Raw genomic sequence first — 16,789 nt, 5'->3', positions numbered from 1 at the left:
CAGGGTGGTGCCGGCGCTGCTATTGGTATTTCCGCCTGCGCAGGATTATGCTGGGGACAGAAGCAGAAACAGAACCGGATTCAGGCGCTCGATTGCAGCGCCAGTTGTGGGTTCAATCCTGGAGTGTCGATTCAAGTCCCAAATGTGGAAATAGGGCAGCGCTTGGATTTAGGCCCGGAATGTCGATTCAGGTCGGGATTGTCGATTCAGGTCGGGGTTATCAATTCAGGTCGGGATTGTCGATTCAGGTCTGGATTGTCAATTCAGGTCGAGAATGCCAATTCAGGTCCGGATTGTTGATATCGGTCCTGAGCTTCGATATTGGTACGAAGTGTTAGTATAGGTCGGCGGTTTCGAGACAAGGTTCGCCAGTTGTATTCGGTTTTGTCCGCCGCCTGCCATTCATCCGAGAGGTGAGATGCTATGGCTTGCCTTGTTATTGCAGTGCCCGTCCGCGCAGCGCGGCTATTGATCGCATCGCTGTCAGTCACCTTGCTGCCGTTTTTCATCGCGCAGTTGGGCGGGGGTATTTACGCCTCGCTTTGTGCCTCCCATCCTGCTACTACCGCGCCCTGGTCCTTTTCTACCGCCTGGGCCGAGCCCGATCGCCATGCCGAGCGTGCGCGCATGGTGCGCGAATTGCAGCAGCACGGCAGCGGCGAGACCCTGGTCACCGACCCGCGGGTGCTGGCGGCCATGGCCGCAGTACCCCGGCACCAGTTTGTGCCAGCCTCAGAGGCCAGCCGCGCCTACGCTGACCGACCGCTGGCCATCGGTATGGGGCAGACCATTTCCCAGCCGTATATTGTTGCGCTTATGACTCAGTTGGCCGCCGTGGAGCCCGGCATGAAGGTACTGGAGGTGGGCACCGGTTCCGGTTACCAGGCGGCGATCCTGGCCCAGTTGACCGACCATGTGTACAGCATCGAGATTATCGTGCCGCTGGCGGTTGCCGCCCAGCAGCGCTTCGCCCGTTTGGGGCTCAGCCGGATCGTAGCCCGGGAGGGTGACGGTTACTTTGGTTGGCAGGGGCAGGGTTGGCAGGGGCAGGGTTGGCAGGGGCAGGATTGGCCAAGCAAGGGTTGGCCGGAAAAGGGTTGGCCGAAGCAAGATGGGCCGGAACAGGGTGGGCCGGAACAGGGTGGGCCGGAACAGGGTTGGTCCGAGCAAGTTTCCTTTGATCGTATCCTGGTGACGGCCGCCGCCCGCCATATTCCGCCGCCACTGTTGCAACAACTCAAGCCCGGTGGCCGCATGGTTATCCCCGTCGGTCCCAAATGGGGTAGCCAGCGACTGTTGCTGGTGCTCAAGGATGACGAGGGTAAGGTCAGCACCCGCAGCCTGCTGCCGGTGGTCTTTGTGCCGCTGACCGGCGGGCGCTAGCTTGTGGCCGCGACGCAAGGCCCGCGCAAGCTCGAATTGCTGGCGTTGGGATTGCTGTCGGCCACCTTGTTGGCTTACCAACTGTGGCTGACCCGGGTCATTGCCATACAGCACTGGCACCACCTGGCAGCGTTGGTTATCGCGCTGGCGCTGCTCGGCTTTGGCGTGGCCGGAGTGCTGCTTAGCCTGTACTCTGATAACGCCCGCCGCCGCTATCGGATTTGGCTGCACCATTCGGCGTTGGCGACTGCCGTCGCCCTGGCGGCAGGCATTGCCCTGGCCAGTCGCTTGCCCCTCAATATGCTGGCCTTGCCTTGGCAGTGGCAGCAGGTGGCCTGGTTACTGCTCTACGCGGTTTGCCTGGTGCCGGTGTTTTTCTGCGGAGCCCTGTTCGTGACTGTGTGTTTTGTGCGCTGGCCGCGGCAGGCGGGCCGCATCTACGCCGTGGATTTGCTCGCCGCGGCCGCTGGCGCACTGCTGATTTTGCCATTGATCGACTGGCTGGGCCTGCGCCCGAGCCTGGGCTTGCTGTTGCTCTTGCCACTGCTGGCAGCGCTGCTGCTGGGCGCTGGCCACTTCTCCGGTCGCCGCCGGCTGGCCAGTATACTGGCCGGCGTGCTGGCCGTGGCGCTGGTGGCGACGGTGCCCATAGCACCCGCCCAATACAAGGCGCAGGCGCAGCGCTTGCTGGAGCGCGACAGCCGTGTGCTGCTGCAGCGAGATGGTTTGTCGCAACAGTATGTGGTACTGGACACGCCCGCCTTGCACGATGCGCCGGGCTTGAGCCTAAGTAGCAGTTACCAGGCGCCGCGCCAGTGGCAACTGCTCAGTAACGGCGACAACCCGGTGCCACTGCTGTTGGCGCCGCTGCCACCGGCGCAGTTCTATCAACAGTTGCTCGGCTATGCGCCCTATGTGCTGCGGCCCGGGGCGGAACGGGCGCTGCAACTGGAGGTGGACACGCTTTGGCAGAGCTGGATCAGTGCGGGCGCCGGGGTGCGCTCGCTGCACATGGTCTGTGCCAACGGTGAAGTGATTGCCCTGTTGCGCGAGTTACGACAGCGCCAGGGCGGGGGTATCTATCCGGCTGCCCTGGAATTACAGCAAATAGCACCGCGGCGCTATCTGGCCGCTGCTGGCCCCGGCTTCGATGTGATCGCGCTGGCGGTAGCCAGTCCGGAAGCGGGTATGGCGGCGACCCAGGAGAATTACCTGTTGACCAGGGAGGGACTTGGGGCCGCCTTTGACCGCCTCCAGCCCGGCGGGGTACTGGCTATCGATCTGCAGCTGCACAGCCTGCCGCGGGAACTGCTGAAACTGGTTAACACCGTCGCCGCGATATTACAGCAGCGGCAACTGCCGGCCACCGATCACCTCGCCATTGTCCGCGACTGGCGCAACGCGGTGTTACTGGTCAGCAGTACTGCGATTGACGCCGCAGGTCGGGCGCGCCTGCGCAGTTGGTCGCAGCAGCACCAATTTGACCTGGCGGCACTGCCCGGCCTGGCGGAGGAGGACAGTAACCGCTTCCACCAGTTGAGCGAAAATTATTACCAGCCGCTGCAGCGCTTGCTGGCCGGAGCAAGCCTGAATGATGGCGAGCACGAGTCCCTGTTCGAGCTGCGCCCGGCCACGGATAAGCGGCCATTTTTTTTCCACTTTATGCGCTGGTCGACACTGGCGCAATGGCTGCACTCGGGGGACGACTTCTGGCGTGCCCAGCTGGACTGGGGTTATCTGCTGGCGTTTGCGGCGCTGTTTGTGGGAGCGGTGCTGGCCATCGGTCTGCTGCTGTTGCCCCTGTGGTTGGGTCGGCGTCGGTCGCTGCCGCCGTATCGGGTCGCAGGCTACTTTGCCGCTATCGGGCTCGGCTTTATGTTTGTGGAAATAGGCCTGTTGCAGCAGGCCACACTGTTGCTCGATGCCACCGCGGTGAGTATGAGCGCGGTGTTGGCGGCGCTGCTGACCGGTGCCGGTTGCGGCAGTTTGCTGCAGCAGCGCTGGCACCCGTCCGACCGTGTGGTGCGCCGCCTGTTGGTGGCAGTAGCCTTGCTGGCGCCGCTTACTTTGCCCCTGCTGCAGGGGTTGTTTGGGCTGGCGGCACAATGGCCACTGGCGGGGCGAGTGCTGCTTGCGGTGCTACCCCTGTTGCTGCTCGCGGTACTCATGGGGTTCGCGCTGCCCCACGGGTTAGCGCGGCTGGCGGCAGCGCCGGCGGCCAGCATCGCCTGGGTCTGGGCGCTGAATGGTTTCAGCAGTGTACTGGGCGCCGTGGGAGCCAGCCTGATCGCCGTGCATTGGGGGTTGCCGGCACTTATACTGGTCGCCAGCGGCTGTTACCTGGGCGCGACACTGGCCCTGGCGCAGTGGCGCTAGCGGCCCCGTTGAGCCTGCATCGAGAGGTTAAAAAATCAATGACGCTGTTGTTCCAATGACCCCGTTATTCCGGTTCGGGATTGTCGCGCTAGCGCTTGTCCTGGTAGCGGGCAGTGGCGGTTATTGGCTGGGCAAACGTGCCGGCCGCGACGGGCCAGCCGCCTCAGCGGTGGCAGAGGTGCAGTTGCAAACGCCTGCGCCAGCGGCCGCCGCGGCGCGCCCGGCCGTGGCCCCGGATTCCTGCGCCCGGCCCGGCCCTGGCCCGGTGCAGCTGCTGCTGTGCATGCGCGACAGTGTCCGCAACGGCAATATCCCGGCCCTGATTGAAGTGCTGGGGCCTGCTCTGGCCAGTGTGGAGGCCGGCAGGGTGCCGCTCGCGTCCCTGGCGGATGTGCTGGCCGAGGCAAACCATCTGCCGCTCGACTTTCTGTTCCACTATATCGAAGCGGAAATAGACCCCCGCAAAATTGAACTCGCCAGCCAGTTATTGCAGCAGTTGTTGCAGCGGCGGACTAGCGCGCAGATGGGCGCTACCGACATCGAGTGGCTCATCGACAATGTCAATCGCCTGTTGTGGTTAACCCCGAACCAGATCCGCCTCAACCTGTGGTTGGCAAACCTGTACTTGCAGCAGGGGCAGTTTGACGAGGCCCGCTACCACGCCCTGATTGCCGTCGATGCGCCGGAGTATCGGGAAGCGGCGGGAAAAATTCTGCAAAAACTGGCACTGGGGAGCAAACCATCCAGCGATGTGGATCTGCAGGTGGTCGGCAACCAGTATTTTATCGCCGCCCGTATCGATGGCGCGCCGGCGCGCCTGTTGCTCGACACCGGTGCATCTATCAGCGGTGTCACCCGGGCTTTTATCGAGCACCACGGTATTGATACCGGGCCGACTGAGGTGGTGCAGTTAAACACAGCCGGCGGGGTCAGGGAGGCGCGCAGCTTCCAGGTCAAACGGCTGGCGTTTGGGCAGTTGGTGTTTGCCGAGCAGCCGATGGTGATCTTTATGGACGCTCAATTTGAGACCTTCGATGGCGTGCTGGGCCTGGATGTGCTGCGCCAGGCGGATTTTTACATCGACGAAAAGGCGGCGAAATTGCGTATTTTTTAAAATCTGCCTGCAGTTTTTGTCGCCGCAGCGCCAGGGTTTTTTAGCGCATAGAAATTGTTTTTAGGCGTATAGTATTTGGTTAGAGGCAGTGCCATGGCCCACAAGGGCGGGCACCCTCTGTGTAACCAGGGTTAACAGCCAGCGGGGACGCGCACAGTTATGAGCAAAATAATCAACGCCAAGTCTCGATTTGTATTACGCCGCGACCCGGTTCGCCTGCGCCAGCAACTGGACGAGGCGGAGAACTATGCCCAGTGGCTGGAGCTGGCCCACTGTCACGACATGGCCTACGGCCTGGACCAGTGGCAGCAGGAAGAAAGCAGCGACCTGTACGACCATGTCACTATTCGCAGCCGCCTGGAGCGGTTGCGCAAGGCCCGCGCCGAGCTCGATAACCACGGTTTGCTGTTCGCCCTGAACGAGGGCATACACGGCAATATGGCGGGTATGGGCAACCCGCGCTTGTACGGCGTGGCTAAAGCGGGCACCAAGCAGCTGATTATCGATTACGTCGATGAAATTGTGGCGGCGCTCAACTACCTCGCCAGCGGCCAGGCCAGCGATATCTCCACGGCGGAAAAAATCGATTTCTTTGAGCGGGCCAGCCACTGTTATGGCCGTACCGCGCTGATGATGAGTGGTGCCGGTACCCTGTTGTATTTTCACCTCGGCGTCATCAAGGCCCTGTGGGAAAACGATGCCCTGCCGCAAGTCATTTCCGGTTCCAGTGGCGGGGCTTTTGTTACCGGGCTGCTGGGTACTCACACCGACGCGGAAATTGAAAAACTGTTTTCGCCTGCCCATTTGCTGGAGGAAATCCACCTCGAGGTCAACCTCTGGCATCGGATAACCGCGCTGCGACCGCGCCAGATTGAGCTCGCAGAGGTGGTCAAAAGTGTCGAGCGGCTGCTGCCGGACCTGACCTTTGAGGAGGCGTTCAAGTTGACCGGCCGGCACATCAATATTTCCGTCGCGGCCAGCGAAGCCCATCAAACCTCGCGCCTGCTCAATGCCATTACCTCACCCAATGTGATGATTCGGGAAGCGGTATTGGCCTCCTGTGCCGTGCCGGGCTTTTACCCGCCAGTTGCACTGGCGGCAAAAAATGCAGCGGGGCAACGGCAAGCTTACCTGCCAGATCGCAAGTGGGTGGACGGCTCGGTGAGTGATGATTTGCCGAGCAAGCGGCTGTCGCGGCTCTTTGGCGTCAACCACTATATTGTCAGCCAGATCAACCCGCTGGCGTCGCCGTTTATTTTTGATACCCACAAGTATCGGCCACTGGTCTCGACCCTGTTGAATTCAGGCCAGAAGGTATCGAAAGAGGTGATCTGTTCCGCCGCATCCCTGTTCGCTGACCTGGTATCGCCGCAATCCAAGCTGGGCAACCTGACGCGCATTGTCACCTCGGTGATTCGCCAGGAGTACACCGGTGACATCAATATCTTTCCGCCGTCGCGCTTTTCCAATCCATTCCGCTTGCTGTCGCAGCGTAGCGAAGCAGAGATTATGCAACTGGTGCGCGCCGGCGAGCAATCCACCTGGCCGAAGATTGAAATGATTCGCACCCAAACCCGGGTCAGCCGGACCCTGGACCGCATCCTGCCGCGCTTGCAGGCCCAGGGCCAGGCCGAGGCCTAGCCGCTGCCGGGAGAGAGCAGTCACAGGTCGCGGCTGCGTATCCGTGGTTCAGGTGGGGCGGGGCTTGCGTGTGGTCCTGGCGCTGGCGACGGCGGTCAGCGGGTCGTCGGGCCAATGGTGTTTGGGGTAGCGGCCTTTCATTTCTTTTTTCACTTCCAGATAACTGCTCTGCCAAAACCCGGCCAGGTCCTGGGTTACCTGCAGTGGTCGCTGCGCCGGTGATAACAAATGCACCAGTAATTTGATCTGGCCGTTGGCGATGGCCGGTGTCTCCCGGCAGCCGAACATCTCTTGCAGCTTAACCGCCAGTACCGGCGGGTTGTGAGTGTAATCAATGCGGATGTTAGAGCCGGAGGGCACAGTAATGCGCTCCGGTGCCAGCTCTTGCAAGCGCTGTGGCAGGGGCCAGGGCAAGCGTGCGGCGAGTATGGCCGCCAGGTCGAGGCGGCTAAAGTCGCCCAGTTGGGTGATCGGCTCCAGGTAGGGGCCGAGCCAGTCTGGCAGCGAGTCCAGCAGACCCTGATCGCTGAAGTCGGGCCAGGGTTGGCCGGCGTCGATTTGGCTTTGGCGCAGCAGCTCTATCCGCTGGCGCCACTGTTGCAGCGCTTCGCTCCAGGGTAACAGTGCCAGGCCGCGCTTGCGCACCAGCTCCACCAAAATGGCCTGTTTGTCCTCTGCGGGTACCCTGCTCAAGGGCTCGCTGGACCAGACCAGGGCGCCGACGCGGCGCTGTTGTTCGGCCACCAGCTTCTCGGTTTGCGTGTGCCACTGGACCACGCTGTGGCTGCTGACCAGGTCGGCCAGTGGGCCGCTAAATAACGCCGGATCGAGGCTGGCGGCCAGGTAGATGCGGTCGGTCGGCTGGCCCTCGCGGCTGCCGGCCTGGGCGATCGCCAGCCAGGTGTGTTTTTGCAGCGGATCCACGTCGGCGAAGGCGGCGGCGCGGCCGTTGCTGAGCTGGTAGGTACGACTGTTGTCCTGCCCGGAGGTGCGGCGCCGGGCGATGCGGTCGGGGTAGGCACAGGCAAGCAACATACCGATCTGGTATTCGCTGGGTACCCCATGCGACGTCTCGGCTCCGCTGTCCTTTACCGGCTCACTGCTTTTGGCGGGCTTGTGGTTGTTGGCGGCGCTCAGCAACTGGGCAAACTGGCGCTGCTGCTGGCGCAAGCGCTGCAGGGCTCCCTGCTGGTCTCGCTGCCCGCGCCGCTCGCCGCGCAGCAGGTCCAGTCGCAGCTGTATATCGGCGCCGCCGCCAGTGCTGATATCCCTGTCACTGAGCAGCGCCGCCAGTTCCGTTGCCAGTGTGCCCAATCCCAGTTTTTGCCCGATCAGCAGCATGTGCGCCAGGCGCGGGTGCAGGGGCAGTTGGCTCATGGCTTCGCCGTGCCCGGTCAAACGCCAGTGTGTGTCTGTCGCAGGGATTTCTGTCGCAGGGATTGCTGTAGCGGCTGTCTTGGCGGTAGTCGCCGGGACTGCTTGCACAGCTCCCAGCCGCTGTAACAGGTCGAGTGCCTGCTGGTAGGGTGCCGCTGCCGGCGGGTCCAGCCAGCGCAATTCCTGCGGCTGCTCGACTCCCCAGCGCAGCAGCTGCAGGGCCAGAGGTGCCAGGTCCGCCTGGAGGATCTCCGGCGCGGTAAACGGCCGCAATTGCTGTTGCTGAGAGTCGCTCCAGAGCCGATAGCAAACCCCTTCTTCGAGGCGCCCGGCGCGACCGCAGCGCTGGGTGGCGGCGGCCCGGGACAGCTGCCGGGTGTGCAGTCTCGACATGCCGCTGCTGGGGTCAAAGGCCGGCAGCCTGGCCAGGCCGCTGTCAATCACTACCCGCACACCTTCAATGGTGAGGCTGGTTTCGGCGATGCTGGTGGCCAGTACGATCTTGCGGCTGCCGGCGGCGGCCGGCGCGATAGCCTGGCGTTGGGCGTTGAGCGGCATATCGCCGTAGAGCGGGGTGATGTGAATATTGGTGTCCGCCTGCAAGTGTTGCTGCAAGCGCTGTTGCACGGCGCGGATTTCTGCCTGGCCGGGCAGAAACACCAGCAGGCTGCCTGGCTCGTCGGCCAGTGCCTGCAGTACGCTAGTCACTACCCGATCAGCGATCCGCTCGCCGGGCCGGTAGGGCGAGCCGTAGCGGATCTGCACCGGAAACATGCGCCCCTCGCTGCTGACCACAGGGGCCGGTTCAGCGCCGTCATTGGCCAGCAATTGGCTGATCCCGGCGCCGTCGAGGGTGGCTGACATAAGCAGCAGTTTCAGCGGTTGTGGGCGCAGGTCGCCAAACAATTCCCGCCCTTGCAACGCCAGCGCCAGGCCCAGGTCGGCGTCGAGGCTGCGCTCGTGAAATTCATCAAAGATCAGCACGCTGACCGCTTCCAGGGCCGGGTCCTGTTGCAGCAAGCGGGTAAGAATACCTTCCGTAATGACCTCGATACGCGTGGCCTGGCTGACGCGAGTATCCATGCGCATGCGGTAGCCGACGGTCTGGCCCACCGGCTCGCCCAGCAACTCGGCCATGCGTTCGGCAGCGCTGCGGGCCGCCAGGCGACGCGGCTCCAGCATCATTATTTTGCCGTTTAACTGCCGCTGCTGTAGCCATTCCAGCAGCACCAGCGGCACCAGGCTGGTCTTGCCGGCCCCCGGAGGGGCTTCCAGTACCACTTCATCGCGCCGGTCCAGTTGCTGGCAGAGTTCCGGCAAGATGGCCTGCACCGGCAGCTCCGGGAGAGCCAGGGAGTCGAGCTTTACAGGTTTAATAATGATGTCCGTTGCTTGAGACTGTTTGGCGCAAGTCTACACAGCAGAGCGGGCTTTATGCCAGCGCCAGGTGGGTGCAGACAAGCAGGCAGTGCACCTCTTGCGCCTTTTGCATCGTATTCATTTCACCGTTATGGTTAGCTTGCATATAATAAATTGAAAGACTCTATCAGCTACGGTAGCAACCACTATGCTCAGCGATACAGAAAACAAGAATCCCCTGCGCCACGGATACCTGCTGCACGATGTCTCCAGGTTGCGCCGCACGGTGTTTGACCAGCACATGAAACCCCGCGGAATTACCCGTTCGCAGTGGTGGGTGTTGACCAACCTTGCGCGTCACAAGGACAAGGAGTTGACCCAGGTAGAGCTGGCTCGCTTGCTGGATGTTGGCAAGGTCACCATCGGCGGGTTGCTTGACCGGCTGGATGAAAATGGTTTTATCGTGCGCACTGCCCACCAGAGCGATCGGCGCTCCAAGCGTATAGCGGTGTCGAAAAAAGGCCGTAAATTGCTGGATGAAATTGAGTCCATGGCATTGGAGCTGAATAATGAAAGCATGCAGGGCGTCACCGAGGAGCAATACGACACACTGGTTGAGGTGCTGTCCATCATCAAGAAAAACCTGATGGCCATGGATTCGAGCCAAGCCAAAGGCAGTTAATGACCTGGCCACTGTTGATCCTGCGCGGCGAGCCTAAAGGAGTTGATTTGTCGCGAGCCTGATAATTGGTTACGAGCACGGTGGGAGGCGCTGGTTTAGAGGGATGACTTAAAGTTTAAGTGGCGCCGGCAGGATGTGGCTGCTAGCCAGCAGCCTGCTTTGGCGCAGGTCTGCTGGTTTTTTGATCGCCAAGGTGGCCGTCGAGTAAAGTATTTAACCCTTGCCGCGGGTCGCGGTAGCATTGGGTTTGGCATTGACCTCGATAAACTCAATGATCATGCCGGCCACATCTTTCTTGGTAGCCTCTTCAATGCCCTCCAGTCCGGGGGACGAGTTGACCTCCATGATCAAGGGGCCGCGGGAGGAGCGCAGCAAGTCCACACCACAGACGTTTAAGCCCATAATCTCGGCCGCCTTGACCGCGGCGGCCTTTTCTTCCTTGGTCAGTTGCACCAATTCCGCCGAGCCGCCCCGGTGCAGGTTGGAGCGAAACTCACCGGCAGGTGCGGTGCGCTGCATGGCAGCGATGACTTCACCGCCGACCACGAAGCAGCGAATATCGCTGCCGCCGGCTTCCTTGATAAACTCCTGAATGAGGATGTTACTTTTTACCCCCATAAAGGCCTCGATAACACTCTCGGCGGCTTTTTTGGTTTCAGCGAGTACCACTCCGATGCCCTGGGTACCTTCCAGCAGCTTGATCACCAGCGGCGCGCCGCCCACTTCGCGGATCAGGCCGGAGACATCGTCGGGGGAGTTGGCAAAGGCGGTGACGGGGATGCCTACACCCTTGCGCGACAGTAACTGGATGGAGCGCAGCTTGTCCCGGGAGCGACTGATCGCGACGGATTCGTTGACGCAGTAGATGCCCATCATTTCGAATTGACGCACCACGGCAGTGCCGTAAAAGGTCACCGAGGAGCCGATGCGGGGGATGACCGCGTCGAAATCACCTTTATTAAACTCCTCGTCTTTGTAGTGGATCGAGGGGTTGTCGGTACCCATATCCATAAAGCAGCGGATATGGTCAATGACCCGTACTTCATGGCCGCGCTTTTTGGCGGCTTCAACCAGTCGAGCGGTGGAATAGAGCTTGCGATTTCTGGACAGAATGGCTATTTTCATATCGTTTCCTCATGAGAAACTGTGCTTGTTAGATTGAATTCTGTAATAAAGCGTTATATATGTTTTTATTGTTATTCGGCCGTGGGGAGGAGCGGTAGAGCGGGTTGTTGCGCGCGACGGTCGACGCCAGTTGCACCCCCTGGGGACGCACCATCGGGAGATGTGTTCGTCTGGGGATGTCTCTGGATGTTAGCATGATTATTGGTGGTGAGGCCAAGCGGGATTCTTGCGGTTGTTGATTCTGGTCAAACCTGCTCTGAAGGAAGTGTCGGGCATTTCCCGTTAGCGGGTATGGGCACTGGTTATTTTCCCCGAGCGGCGACGGTAATATTCCGATGGTGTTGTACATTGTTTTGTTCGGGCCCCTGGTCGTAGCGCTGCTGGTCTACCTGTTGGGCAAAATTCGCACAGCGCGAAAGCGAAGTCGACGCCAGCGCTTGTTGTCAGCTCCTGTTTCGGATGCCTGGCGCCAGATCCTGGCCGCGGAGTTCGGGCTCTATCGGCGCCTGCCAGCGGCCCTGCAGCGGAAACTGCTAGGGCACATCAACGTCTTCCTGAATGAAAAAATCCTGGTGGGCTGCAATGGCATGGAGATTACCGAACAGGTAAGGGTGCTGATCGCAGCCCAGGCCTGTCTGCTGATTTTAAACAAGCCCGGCGATTACTATCCGGGGTTCCAAACCATACTGGTTTATCCGGAAACCTATGTGACTCGGGTCACGCGACGGGATGGGGCATTGCATTCGGAATCGCTCGATGTGCGCGCCGGGGAATCCTGGCAGCGCGGTCCGGTGGTGCTGGCCTGGAATGAAGTGCTGCAGGGGGCTCGTGACAGTCGCGATGGCCACAATGTGGTGATACACGAGTTTGCCCATAAGCTGGATGAACAAAATTCTGCCATGGACGGGCTGCCGGTTCTCTCCAGCGCCGCTCAGTATCAATCCTGGGCACAGGTATTCAGTGAAGTCTATAAGGTTCAACAGCAGAAACTGATCGATGACGAGGAGGATGTGATCGACAGTTACGCCGCTACGTCGGCGGCGGAATTTTTTGCGGTGGTTACGGAAACCTTTTTTGAAAAGCCCGCACAACTGCAAGCGGCGCACCCGCAGTTGTATGGGCAGTTGCAACAGTTCTACCAGTTGGATCCGCTGCAGTGGGAGCCGCCGGACTAGGCCCGGCCGACCCTGACGGGCAGTCTGCTGGTACAGGAGAACAAGCAAGCGCAGCGGGTGCGCTATAGCGGTAAATGCCCCTAAGGTTTGCTTAGCGCTGGTAGAGTCCAACCAGCCGGTTCATGCCGATAACGTGGGGTTCGATCTTTTCCAGCAGCTCCCACATGCTCAGCCCCGGCGGCAGTTTTACGTCTTTATCGAGGGCCAGCAGGGAAAAAAAGTAGTGGTGATCGCCGTGGCCCGGAGGGGGCATCGGGCCGCCGTAACCGCTCTCGCCAAAGTCGTTTTTGCCGGCGGTGCCAATAGTGCTGTTTTCTTCCAGCGAGCTGGTGGAGGCGGGAATGTTGTACAGCACCCAGTGGACAAAACCGTAGCTGCCGGGGGAAACCAGCGGCGCGTCCGGATCGTGACAGATGATGGCAAACGCCTTGCTGCCTTCCGGTGCCTCGGTCCACGACAGTTGTGGCGAGGTATTTTCACCTTCCATAGTGCATCGCTTGGGGATGGCCTGGCCCGCCTGAAATGACGCGGATGTTAGCTGCATAGGTGATAGTGCGAATCCCATGGGTATGTTCCTTGTTCAGGTGCCTGTTAATTTCGCTGGCTATTCTGGCATTGTGGTCACGGTGATTGCAACACTGTCGCTCGCCAGCGCCCGCGATCAGCCAATCAGATACAGTCTCACTCAGGCAAATGAATAGCCAGGCAACAGTCTGCGGGTTGTGGCAAATTCAGCGGGCGCTCTGTTCGGGGCGACTGTATTTTTGTAGCATGGCGCCTGCAATCGTCCTCCATTTGTCATTATCGCTGAACCAGGGAGTTACCGGCTTGGGCAATCAACCTTCGAACAATCAACCTCCAAAAAATCAACCTGCGCATAAGAAAAAGGCGTTGGACGCCAGTGCTTGTCCCTGCGGCAGTGGTAAGGTTTTTGCCCGCTGCTGCGGTCGCTTTCTATCGGGCCAACAACTAGCCAAAACCCCCGAGCAGTTGATGCGCTCGCGCTTTACCGCCTTTGCCCTCGGCGGTTATGGCGACTACCTGTTGGCGAGCTGGTTTCCGGCCACAGCGCGGGGCTTGTCGGCACTGGAGTTGTCGGAACGGAGCGCGGATTGGCAGCGTCTCGAGGTGATCGCCAGGTCGCAACAGGGGGATGAAGGGACCGTGGAGTTCAAGGCCTGGTTTCGCCCCAAGGGCAAATCGGAGGCGCTGGAAGCAATGCACGAAGTGTCTGAATTCAGGCGCTTGCAAGGGCGCTGGCTGTATGTGGGTGGGCGCGTGACTTGAGTTTTCCTGCCTTGCGCGCCGCTGCTGCAGGCCCAGCTTTGGTGAGGCCTGGTTGGGGCAGAACTTGTTGAGTAGAGCGCGTAGCCATACCTGCGGAGTTAATGTGCTGGAAGAGATTTTCACAATAAGGCACAGCACAGGAATCGGATGACAATTTGCCAAAATTGATCCGCCCCAAAGGGGCGCCATCTGGTCGGATGGGTAGCCAGAAAAGGGACAGTAATTTTTTTGCCGGCCCGCTGAAAAGTGGCTGGCAGCAGTGCTAATTGGCGCGCATAATGAGCTGACGCTCAATCTATTGAGATTCGCCCATGGGCGCTATCCGGTCGGTCTTTTTGTTCCTTCTCTGTGGCTTATTGCTGGCCTGCGCCCAGTCGCCGGCACCGCTGGCCTACCCAACAGGCTGGTATGCGCCGGTGCCCGCCGACAGCGACAATTGCGCTGTGCCGGAGGGTTTGTTTAGCAACCTGGGGGCCAGTAGTGACCCCGACTTTCCCGCTCCCAAGCTGGCCTCGATTTTGTTCGAGGAGCAACTGGCGGGCCTGCCAGTGGAAAGCATCCGCATTCGCCTCAGTCCGGACCGGCAGTACCTGGTGTTTAATGGCGTCTTGGCCGGCGTAATGCTGGAACAGCAGAAATACCAGAAAACCATCGGCCTCAGCGCCGGCGATTGCGAAAAATCCTGGCAGGGGGAGAGCGATTCCGGTGTGGTAGGCGCGACCATGCGCACCGAGGCACTGCTCTACACCGGCGGCGTGCTGATGCCTCTCAGTCAAAAATACCGCTACAAATTGCAATTGCTGCAGGACGGCGCCCTGCTGCTGCACCTGCAGGTGCGCGAAAAGATCCTTGGCGCCATGATTCTGCCCCTGTCGTTCAACGAGGAGTACTGGCTGCGTTACGACGCGGTAGACGCTGCTGCGGCACTGTCATCAGAGCAGGGACCGCCGGAGCTAATACAGCCTGAGCCAATAACACCAGAGTCGTAAACTTTGTATCCGGAGCCGCAACAGTGAGCAACCTGATTCCCGTTACCAAACAGTACGCCGGGGCAAAGCTACGGCCACCGCTGGTTATGCGATCGCCAAAGGTTTTGTTGTCTATAGCACTGCTGTTAATTCTGGGCGGCTGCGTAAACGAGCAGACCGTAACCATGCGACCTGACTACGCTTATCCGCAGAACCTGGTCTCACTCTGTGGCCAGACGCGCGAGCTGACGATCGCCAATCGGGGTGAATTTGAATCCTCCAGCTGGGATGCCCACGGCAAATCCCGTTTGCTGTTGAGCTCTCAATTGTTACCGCAGGAGCCGGCCCAACAGCGCCGCTACCAGCACCTGCGTATCGCCGTAACGCCGGCGCCCGCGCTGACAGTTAGCGGCTTTGACAGCTATGGGCAGGTGCACACCCAGACCTTTGCCCAGGACAATATTCACTGCGATGAGGACGGGGAAATGCTGTTGAGCTTTCCATCCTCCAGTTATTATTTGTGGGCCTCGGTGGGCAGTAAAAGCAAAGTGCTGGCGCTCTGGACCAATAACGCCGGCGGCCTGGTGCTGCACAATCGCTGGCACGAAGAGATGCGCGGTATTGTCGGTGGCAGCATCAGCGGCGATGCCTGGGCGACCTTTGCAGCCTTCGATAGCGCTGCTGCAGCGGCGGGCAGCGTTGTAACCACCGCACACGGTTCGTCGACGTCGCAAAGTTCGCCTGCAGCGCAAAACTTGTCCTTATCACAAACTACGGCCGCCGGGGAGGCTACTGACTGCGCCAATCTCAGCGGTGACTATGGCGTCAAGTCGGAAGTGGTGCACCTGGACGGCAGCCTGGCCTACCGGCAAGCACTGGAGCAGTTCTTCCGGGTGGAAATAATCGGTGAGCATCCGGTCAATCAGGACAAGATCAAGGGCGATCGCCTGCGGGTGCGGCAGGATCTTATAGCCAATACCCTGGCGCTGGAGTTGTACGACGGCGACGAACAACTGGTAAGTCGTCAATTCGAGTCGTCCGAGCTCAGCTGTGAGGCGGGCAGGTGGCAAGTCAAGGGGGCCAAGAAAATGGCCTCTGCCTGGTTGCTGTTGATCGCCAGCGGCGGTGTGAGGTGGGAAAACCTCACCCTGTGGCGGGATCATAACGGTGACCTGCTGGTGGAGGGCACCCACAAGAGTCGCAGCGCCCTGTTCCTGATTCCCGTGGGCGATACCCGCACCCTGTTTATGGCATTCCCGCAATATGGCCTGGCGGAGGATTTGTAGTGTCCTGTTCGGTAAACTGGTTGTAGTGATTTCGCGGCGGTTTATTGCTTGGGCCTGGCACAGCGATAAACCGGAACGGGCTTCGGGGGAGACAGTGCAACAACAGGTGCGAAAAAATCAGCTCAATAACATCGCTCGAATTTCCGGTGCGGTTGTGAAGGTTGCGGCGCACGTGTCGTTGCAGCTAAGGCGCTGCCCCGGTTATCGGCTGGTCGAGGTCAGGGCGTGAGCCTGAACGAATGGTTGCCGCCGGAACTGGCGCCGGGTGTCGGCCTGCTGTTGCTGGCACTGTCGGCGTTTGCCTCCATGATTACCGCCAGTATTGGTGCCGGTGGCGGGGTGTTGACGATTATCGCGCTGTCACTGTGCTTGCCGGCCGCGGCCATAATTCCGGTGCACGGCTTTATCCAGCTGGGGTCCAACGGCGGTCGCTGCTTGATGACCCTGGCGGAGGTCGACCGCCGCTGCCTGGCCTGGTTTGTGCCGGGCGTGTTGCTGGGCGCCGGCCTGGCAACCGTTCTGCTGGTGCAGTTGCCGGCTGCGGTCTGGCAGTTGGCCATTGCTTTGTTCGTGCTCTACCTCTGCTGGGGCCCGGCCCTGCCGCCGGTGGTCACCGGGCCCAGGGGGATTGTCCTGACGTCTACCGCCACCAGCTTCCTGACCATGTTCGTTGGTGCCACCGGACCGCTGGTGGCCGGATTTTTAAAACACCTGCTGCGCGAACGGCAGCGACTGGTGGCAACCATGGCGGCGGTGATGGTGCTGCAACACGGCTTCAAGGCACTGGTGTTTGGCGCCGCCGGTTTTAATTTCCTGCCCTGGCTGGGGTTTATCGGCGCCATGATCGGCTGCGGTGCGCTGGGTACCTGGGCCGGCTTGCACCTGTTGCGCAAAATGGATAACCAGCGTTTCTACCAGGTGTTTAATATTCTGCTTAGTGTGCTGGCGCTACGCTTGCTGTGGCAGTCCATGCAGGGGTTCGGGCTGGTGTGAGTCCAGGCAGCGCAGCGCTCGGC

Annotated in this window: 13 protein-coding genes; 10 read left to right on the top strand and 3 right to left on the bottom strand. The window is 60.5% G+C overall.

The genetic code is table 11. The annotated features are described in order from the left end of the window. Positions 1-423 precede the first annotated feature (423 nt). The 4 genes from G8764_RS02965 to G8764_RS02950 all read left to right on the top strand — a co-directional run bounded on the left by G8764_RS02965 (position 424) and on the right by G8764_RS02950 (position 6,514). Complete coding sequence (locus G8764_RS02965) at positions 424-1,383, top strand: protein-L-isoaspartate O-methyltransferase family protein (RefSeq protein WP_207951642.1); 960 nt, start codon at positions 424-426, stop codon at positions 1,381-1,383. A 3-nt stretch (positions 1,384-1,386) separates the two neighbouring features. Then, positions 1,387-3,759, top strand: coding sequence for a polyamine aminopropyltransferase (locus tag G8764_RS02960; RefSeq protein WP_166161683.1), 2,373 nt, complete (start codon positions 1,387-1,389; stop codon positions 3,757-3,759). Between the two features lie 55 nt (positions 3,760-3,814). Next, positions 3,815-4,873: a retropepsin-like aspartic protease family protein gene (locus G8764_RS02955; protein ID WP_166161681.1), complete on the top strand. Its 1,059-nt coding sequence runs from the start codon at positions 3,815-3,817 to the stop codon at positions 4,871-4,873. Positions 4,874-5,032: 159 nt separating this feature from the next. After that, the gene (locus G8764_RS02950) at positions 5,033-6,514 is read left to right on the top strand and encodes a DUF3336 domain-containing protein (protein WP_243748532.1); all 1,482 of its coding nucleotides are present in this window, start codon (positions 5,033-5,035) and stop codon (positions 6,512-6,514) included. A 48-nt stretch (positions 6,515-6,562) separates the two neighbouring features. Here G8764_RS02950 and hrpB read toward each other — a convergent pair whose 3' ends face one another. Then, a complete protein-coding gene (gene hrpB / locus G8764_RS02945) occupies positions 6,563-9,274 on the bottom strand; it encodes an ATP-dependent helicase HrpB (RefSeq protein ID WP_341806313.1) in 2,712 nt (903 codons plus the stop codon). 184 nt (positions 9,275-9,458) lie between these two features. Between hrpB and G8764_RS02940 the strand changes: the two genes are divergently transcribed. Continuing rightward, positions 9,459-9,932: a MarR family winged helix-turn-helix transcriptional regulator gene (locus G8764_RS02940; RefSeq protein ID WP_166161679.1), complete on the top strand. Its 474-nt coding sequence runs from the start codon at positions 9,459-9,461 to the stop codon at positions 9,930-9,932. A gap of 213 nt (positions 9,933-10,145) precedes the next feature. Here G8764_RS02940 and rimK read toward each other — a convergent pair whose 3' ends face one another. Next, the gene (gene rimK, locus G8764_RS02935; RefSeq protein ID WP_166161677.1) at positions 10,146-11,057 is read right to left on the bottom strand and encodes a 30S ribosomal protein S6--L-glutamate ligase; all 912 of its coding nucleotides are present in this window, start codon (positions 11,055-11,057) and stop codon (positions 10,146-10,148) included. Between the two features lie 335 nt (positions 11,058-11,392). On the opposite strand from rimK, the gene G8764_RS02930 reads away from it, so the two are divergent. Then, positions 11,393-12,232: a M90 family metallopeptidase gene (locus G8764_RS02930; RefSeq protein WP_166161675.1), complete on the top strand. Its 840-nt coding sequence runs from the start codon at positions 11,393-11,395 to the stop codon at positions 12,230-12,232. A 91-nt stretch (positions 12,233-12,323) separates the two neighbouring features. Here G8764_RS02930 and G8764_RS02925 read toward each other — a convergent pair whose 3' ends face one another. Beyond that, the gene (locus tag G8764_RS02925) at positions 12,324-12,797 is read right to left on the bottom strand and encodes a YbhB/YbcL family Raf kinase inhibitor-like protein (protein WP_166161673.1); all 474 of its coding nucleotides are present in this window, start codon (positions 12,795-12,797) and stop codon (positions 12,324-12,326) included. 326 nt (positions 12,798-13,123) lie between these two features. On the opposite strand from G8764_RS02925, the gene G8764_RS02920 reads away from it, so the two are divergent. The 4 genes from G8764_RS02920 to G8764_RS02905 all read left to right on the top strand — a co-directional run bounded on the left by G8764_RS02920 (position 13,124) and on the right by G8764_RS02905 (position 16,766). Beyond that, a complete protein-coding gene (locus tag G8764_RS02920) occupies positions 13,124-13,519 on the top strand; it encodes a YchJ family protein (RefSeq protein WP_207951641.1) in 396 nt (131 codons plus the stop codon). A 311-nt stretch (positions 13,520-13,830) separates the two neighbouring features. Beyond that, a complete protein-coding gene (locus tag G8764_RS02915) occupies positions 13,831-14,508 on the top strand; it encodes a hypothetical protein (protein WP_166161669.1) in 678 nt (225 codons plus the stop codon). Positions 14,509-14,672: 164 nt separating this feature from the next. Then, positions 14,673-15,773, top strand: a complete 1,101-nt coding sequence (locus tag G8764_RS02910; RefSeq protein WP_166161667.1) for a hypothetical protein — start codon at positions 14,673-14,675, stop codon at positions 15,771-15,773. A gap of 225 nt (positions 15,774-15,998) precedes the next feature. After that, positions 15,999-16,766, top strand: a complete 768-nt coding sequence (locus G8764_RS02905; RefSeq protein WP_207951640.1) for a TSUP family transporter — start codon at positions 15,999-16,001, stop codon at positions 16,764-16,766. Positions 16,767-16,789: the final 23 nt, after the last annotated feature.

The organism is Pseudomaricurvus alcaniphilus (genome assembly GCF_011440395.1).
Classification (GTDB): Bacteria; Pseudomonadota; Gammaproteobacteria; order Pseudomonadales; family Cellvibrionaceae; genus Pseudomaricurvus; species Pseudomaricurvus alcaniphilus.
The sequence above is the reverse complement of the archived record's forward strand: the minus strand, read 5'-3'. Positions and strand labels throughout refer to the sequence as shown.

Coding starts and splice junctions, on each gene's coding strand:
- G8764_RS02965 (WP_207951642.1), top strand. CDS start 424: ATGGCTTGCCTTGTTATTGCAGTGCCCGTCCGCGCAGCGCGGCTATTG.
- G8764_RS02955 (WP_166161681.1), top strand. CDS start 3,815: ATGACCCCGTTATTCCGGTTCGGGATTGTCGCGCTAGCGCTTGTCCTG.
- G8764_RS02950 (WP_243748532.1), top strand. CDS start 5,033: ATGAGCAAAATAATCAACGCCAAGTCTCGATTTGTATTACGCCGCGAC.
- G8764_RS02940 (WP_166161679.1), top strand. CDS start 9,459: ATGCTCAGCGATACAGAAAACAAGAATCCCCTGCGCCACGGATACCTG.
- rimK (WP_166161677.1), bottom strand. CDS start 11,057: ATGAAAATAGCCATTCTGTCCAGAAATCGCAAGCTCTATTCCACCGCT.
- G8764_RS02930 (WP_166161675.1), top strand. CDS start 11,393: ATGGTGTTGTACATTGTTTTGTTCGGGCCCCTGGTCGTAGCGCTGCTG.
- G8764_RS02925 (WP_166161673.1), bottom strand. CDS start 12,797: ATGGGATTCGCACTATCACCTATGCAGCTAACATCCGCGTCATTTCAG.
- G8764_RS02915 (WP_166161669.1), top strand. CDS start 13,831: ATGGGCGCTATCCGGTCGGTCTTTTTGTTCCTTCTCTGTGGCTTATTG.
- G8764_RS02910 (WP_166161667.1), top strand. CDS start 14,673: ATGCGACCTGACTACGCTTATCCGCAGAACCTGGTCTCACTCTGTGGC.